General features: G+C 73.6%; 5 protein-coding genes. 4 read left to right on the top strand and 1 reads right to left on the bottom strand.

What is annotated here, in order from left to right:
• The 3 genes from CCN56_RS34895 to CCN56_RS34885 all read left to right on the top strand — a co-directional run.
• On the top strand, window positions 1–819 hold an 819-nt coding region (locus CCN56_RS34895), incomplete at its 5' end, for an ABC transporter permease (protein WP_256962337.1).
• Window positions 820–822: 3 nt separating this feature from the next.
• The gene (locus CCN56_RS34890; protein WP_086831804.1) at window positions 823–1,908 is read left to right on the top strand and encodes an ABC transporter ATP-binding protein; all 1,086 of its coding nucleotides are present in this window, start codon (window positions 823–825) and stop codon (window positions 1,906–1,908) included.
• Window positions 1,905–2,597 (top strand): HAD family phosphatase, encoded by a 693-nt coding sequence (locus CCN56_RS34885; RefSeq protein ID WP_256962336.1) that lies wholly within the window; start codon window positions 1,905–1,907, stop codon window positions 2,595–2,597. Before CCN56_RS34890 ends, CCN56_RS34885 begins: the two co-directional genes overlap by 4 nt.
• A gap of 75 nt (window positions 2,598–2,672) precedes the next feature.
• Here the strand turns inward: CCN56_RS34885 and CCN56_RS34880 are convergent, their stop codons facing one another.
• Complete coding sequence (locus CCN56_RS34880; RefSeq protein WP_086831803.1) at window positions 2,673–3,152, bottom strand: carboxymuconolactone decarboxylase family protein; 480 nt, start codon at window positions 3,150–3,152, stop codon at window positions 2,673–2,675.
• Between the two features lie 147 nt (window positions 3,153–3,299).
• Between CCN56_RS34880 and CCN56_RS34875 the strand changes: the two genes are divergently transcribed.
• On the top strand, window positions 3,300–4,113 hold an 814-nt coding region (locus CCN56_RS34875), incomplete at its 3' end, for an RNA polymerase sigma-70 factor (protein WP_179200091.1).

Below are 4,113 nucleotides of genomic sequence, written 5' to 3'. Positions count from 1 at the left end.
TGGCGCGGCCTCGTCCTCGGCCTCGGCGGCGCCTACTTCCTCGTCCCGCTGATCGCCTCGTTCGTCTTCACCGTGCACACCCCCGGCCAGGGCGTCTCCTTCGAGGCGTACACCGCACTGCTCTCCGCCGACGGATTCACCCAGAGCCTGCTGCTGTCCCTCGGCCTCGCCGCCGCCACCATCGCGCTCTCCCTGCTCCTCGCCGTGCCCGCCCTGGTCGCGGTCCGGCTCGGCGCGCCGCGCCTGCGGCCGGTCGTCGAGGTGATGTGCATGCTGCCGCTCGTGGTGCCGCCGATCGCGCTCGTCACCGGCATCAGCACCGTACTGCGCTGGGGCCCGGACCACCTCTCGCGGACCCCGCTCTACCAGACGTTCCTCGCCGTCCAGAACGAGGACTTCCCCTTCGTCCTGGTCCTCGCGTACACCGTCATGGCCCTGCCGTTCGTGTACCGCTCCCTCGACGCGGGACTGCGCGCGATCGACGTCCCCACGCTCGTCGAGGCCGCCCGCAACTGCGGGGCGTCCTGGCCGTACGTCATGCTCCGGGTGATCCTGCCCAACCTGCGCTCCTCGCTCGCCGGCGCCGCCTTCCTCACCCTGGCCCTGGTCCTCGGCGAGTTCTCCATCGCCTCGATCCTCGGCTTCCGGCCCTTCGCCGTGTGGATCGTCTCCATCTCCGGCGCCCAGGCCCGCATGTCGGTGGCCGTCTCCCTCCTGAGCCTCGTCATCACCTGGCTGCTGCTCCTCGTCCTGTCCCGGGCCGGAACGGCGCAGACCGGCACGCCCGGAGCCCCCCGCACCTCCCGCAAGGAGTCCTGACCCATGACCTCTGCCACAGCGGAACGGACGGAGTCCACCGCCGCCACCGGGGCCCGCGTCGAATTCCGCGGCCTGCGCCGCGCGTTCGGCACCACCACCGCCCTCGACGGCCTCGACCTGACCGCCGAACCGGGCGAACTCCTCGCGCTCCTCGGCCCGTCGGGCTGCGGCAAGACCACCGCCCTGCGGGTCCTCGCCGGCTTCGAACGCCCCGACTCCGGCGAGGTCCTCGTGGACGGGGCCGACATCACCCACGTCCCGGCCAACCGCCGCGACGCCGGCATGGTCTTCCAGTCGTACAGCCTCTTTCCCAACCTCACCGCCCGCGACAACGTCGCCTTCGGCCTCCGCGTCCGCAAGACCGGGGCCGCCGAGCGCCACGCCCGCGCCGCCGAACTCCTCGACCTCGTCGGTCTGCCCGAGCACGGCGACCGCTACCCGCACCAGATGTCCGGCGGCCAGCAGCAGCGCGTGGCCCTGGCCCGTGCCCTCGCGCTCCGCCCCCGCGTCCTGCTCCTCGACGAGCCGCTCTCCGCGCTCGACGCCAAGGTCCGGCTGAGCCTGCGCGAGGAGATCCGCCGGCTCCAGCTCTCCCTCGGCATCACCACCGTGTTCGTCACCCACGACCAGGAGGAGGCGCTGTCCATGGCGGACCGCGTCGCCGTCCTCAACGCCGGCAAGCTGGAGCAGTGCGCGGCCCCCGCCGAGCTCTACCGCCGGCCCGCGACCGCCTTCGTCGCCGAGTTCGTCGGCACCATGAACCGCCTGCCGGGCCGGCTCACGGACTCCGGCCTGGTGGAAGCGGCGGGCAGCCGCCTCCCCGTCGACGGGGACGTCCCCGACACCCGCGACGTCGAGGTGCTCGTCCGCCCCGAGAACGTCACCGTGACCGCCGACACCGACGGCGAGGCCGTCATCGTCTCCACCTCCTTCTTCGGCTCCGTCACCCGCGTCCACCTCGACCACCGCGGCACGACGGTCAAGGCGGACCTCCCGTCGCGCGACGCGGGCGAACTCACGCCGGGGGCCCGCGCCACCGTCGGCCTCGCCCCGCACCCCGTCCTCGTCGTCCCGAAGGCGGAGCGGTGAGCGGACTCGCCGCCGTCCTCTTCGACATGGACGGCACCCTCGTCGACACCGAGGTCCTCTGGTGGCAGGCAACGGAGGAGGTCGCCGCCCGCCTCGGACACCGGCTCACCGACGCCGACGCGCCCGAGGTCGTCGGCCGCGCCGTCGAGGACACCGCCGCCCACCTCGTACGAGCCACCGGCGCGCCCGACCCGGACGGCATCGCGACGGCGCTGACCACCGCCTTCCAGAGGCGCGTCGACGAGGGCGCGCCGATGCGCCCGGGAGCCGACCGGCTCCTGACCGAACTGGCCCGGGCAGGACTGCCGTTCGCGCTGGTCAGCGCGTCACCCCGTTCGGTGGTCGACTCGGTGGTCGGCGGCGCGCTCGCGCACGTCCCGTTCGCCTTCACGGTCTCCGCCGACGACACCGCACGCACCAAGCCGCACCCCGACCCGTACCGCACGGCCGCCCGGCGGCTCGGCGTACCGGCCGCGGCGTGCGTGGCCGTCGAGGACTCGCCGGACGGAGCCGCCTCGGCCGACGCGGCCGGCTGCACCGTCCTGGTCGTCCCCTCCATGCTGCCGGTGCCCCCGGGCCCGGACCGGATCTTCGCGGACAGCCTGGAGGACGTCTCCCTCGACGGCCTGCGCCGCCATGTCCGGGACCGGGCGGCCGCCCGGAGCGGAGAGCCGCAGGAGCAGGGCTGACACGGAACGTCCGACGCGGCGGGCCCGCCCCGGGACCGAACGACCCCGGGACGGGCCCACCGCGCGTGGCGCCGGTCAGCCGGCCGTACGGGCGAACAACCCGGGCTCGTACGAGCCGCCCGGGTTGTGCACGATCACGTTCATCCGGGTGGCCGCGTTGATCAGGGAGACGACGCAGACCAGGGCACCGATCTGGTCGTCGTCGTAGTGCTTGCGCACCTCGGCCCAGGTCTCGTCGGACACGCCCCGCTCGCCGAGCCGGGTGCCCTCCTCGGCGAGCGCCAGCGCGGCCCGCTCGGCCTCGGTGAACACGGTGCTGTGCCGCCAGGTGGCGACCAGGCTGAGCCGGACCGCGGTCTCGCCCTCGGCCGCGGCCTCCTTGGCATGGGCGTCCACGCAGAAGCCGCAGCCGTTGATCTGGCTGACCCGCAGCTGCACCAGCTCCCGCAGGGACCTCGGCAGGGTCGACTCCTCCAGGACCAGCGAGGTGTTGTAGAACCGCTTGGCGACCTTCGCGGCGGTCGGGCTGTCGAACAGGTTGAAACGGGGTTCCATGACGCCGTCCTCATTCGTGATGTCGTGCGCTGTCGCATGGGGCGAACACAAGACGCCGGCGCCCCGCCCCCTGTGACGACACGACGCTGTGGCGTGAGTCACCGGCCGCCGATGTCACAGAACGACGCCGGCCGGCGTCTGGGGAGCATGAATGACGTCACCGAGGCGTTCGTCGCCCACCGCAGACTGCTGTTCACCGTCGCCTACGAGATGCTCGGCTCGGCCGCCGACGCCGAGGACGTCCTGCAGGAGACCTGGCTGAAGTGGACGGGCGTCGACCCCGGCACCGTGCGGGACCAGCGCGCGTACCTCGTCCGGATCACCACGCGCCAGGCGCTCACCCATCTGCGCACCCTCGGCCGCCGCAAGGAGTCCTACCTCGGCCCCTGGCTGCCCGAGCCGCTGCTGACCGCGCCCGACGTGGCAGAGGACGCCGAGCTGGCCGACAGCGTGTCGATGGCGATGCTCCTCGTCCTGGAGACCCTCACCCCGACCGAGCGGGCGGTGTTCGTCCTGCGCGAGGTGTTCGACCTGGCGTACGACGAGATCGCCGAAGCCGTCGGCAAGACCCCGGCCGCGGTCCGCCAGATCGCCCACCGGGCACGCGCCCACGTCGCCGCGCGCCGACCCCGTGGCGTCGCCTCCGCCGCGGAGACCCGCCGCACCGTCGAGGCGTTCCGCCGGGCGGTCGAGACGGGCGACCTGCAACGCCTGCTCGACGTCCTCGCGCCGGACGTCGTCCTGCTGACCGACGGCGGCGGAGTTGTACGGGCCGCGCTCGAGCCCGTCGTGGGAGCCGACCGGGTGGCAGGCCTCCTGGGCCGGCTCGCGGCCACGACGGTGCTCAAGACCGCACGGGTCAACGGCGACCCGGCGCTGATCGTCCGACGGGACGGCGAGATCGACACGGTCCTGGCGCTGCGGATCGACGAGGGCCTCATCACCGGTCTGTACGCCGTGC

Origin of the sequence: Streptomyces sp. NRRL B-24572, from assembly GCF_002156145.1 — a bacterium.
Lineage (GTDB): Bacteria > Actinomycetota > Actinomycetes > Streptomycetales > Streptomycetaceae > Streptomyces > Streptomyces vietnamensis.
Note: the sequence above shows the minus strand (reverse complement) of the source record. Positions and strands in the feature narration are given on the sequence as shown.